Annotated in this window: 1 protein-coding gene and 1 pseudogene; one reads left to right on the top strand and one right to left on the bottom strand. The window is 43.8% G+C overall.

What is annotated here, in order from left to right; all coding sequences use genetic code 11:
• Positions 1-648, top strand: a 648-nt coding sequence (locus E0E16_RS12725; RefSeq protein WP_181951346.1) for an IS256 family transposase, incomplete at its 5' end; no start/stop codon positions are given.
• A 20-nt stretch (positions 649-668) separates the two neighbouring features.
• Here E0E16_RS12725 and E0E16_RS12720 read toward each other — a convergent pair.
• Positions 669-941: pseudogene (locus tag E0E16_RS12720) on the bottom strand (DUF4838 domain-containing protein); the annotation flags it as partial.
• Positions 942-1,082 lie beyond the last annotated feature (141 nt).

Raw genomic sequence — 1,082 nt, 5'->3', positions numbered from 1 at the left:
GACGGCAGCAGGGAGGTGCTCACGGTTGTCAATCATCCCACAGAAGGGGCTCTTTGCTGGAAAGACGAGCTTGAGGCCTTGAAGCAAAGAGGCGTCGAACAGATAGACTTAGTCGTTTCCGATGCATTGCAAGGAATAGAGAATGCCGTCTGTGCAGCCTTTCCCGGTGCCGCACACCAGTTCTGCGTGGCACACGTCAAGCGACAGATACTCAGCGGCGCATCACATAAAGACAAACCGGTAATGGCGCAGCAGCTCAGTGAAGTGTTCCAATTGGAGAACAACGAGATGAATTCCTTGCAGGGATACGAACAATTCATTACCTTTGTCGAGAAATGGGAAAGGAAATATCCTGCACTAAGAAAGTACAAGGCTGAACGCAACAGTGCCTACTTCACGTATATGGACTTCCCGCCCCAAGTGCAGAGGTGCATATATACGACCAACTGGATTGAAAGGCTCAACAGGAAGTACAGGAGAACCATCCAAATGAGGACATCCATGCCATCAGAGAAGTCTGTCATCTTCCTCCTGGCAGCCGTGGCGATGGAGGAAACAAAGACAACATATGAAAGAAGAATATATCAATTCAAAAACTGGAAAGAAAAGAACAAAATAACAGTGGAAGTACAGAGAAAGGAAAGATGAATTACACACTTTTAAGGACACTACCCTTTTGTGTAAATGTCGCTATCATAGTGGGTATCAAACATAAGATGTTTTCCCTCATCCTTGAGAAGGTTGGCAGTGAGGTCGTAATACTCACGCACATACGGTGCAGCTGCTCCATAAAAATCGGTTATAAATGTAGTTATCAAATTGTCAAGGTTAGCATTGGGATTCCACAATAATTTAGAAAACACCCATTGCTTCAATTCATAAAATTCACCTCCATAATTTTGATATTGACCTTGGTGCATTACACCCATAACATTATTTTTCTTGAAAGTTTTTTATTACTGTCCGCTAAACATAGAAATCCTCATTCCAACTCATTGAGACACAATAGTTCGGATGACAGCATGTTAGTGACAAGCCCCCTTATTCATTTTCTGTTACCTCGGGTGGCGATTCAGCCGCTG

The organism is Prevotella rectalis (assembly GCF_900607215.1).
GTDB lineage: Bacteria > Bacteroidota > Bacteroidia > Bacteroidales > Bacteroidaceae > Prevotella > Prevotella brunnea.
This window is presented reverse-complemented; position numbering and strand designations above follow the sequence as displayed.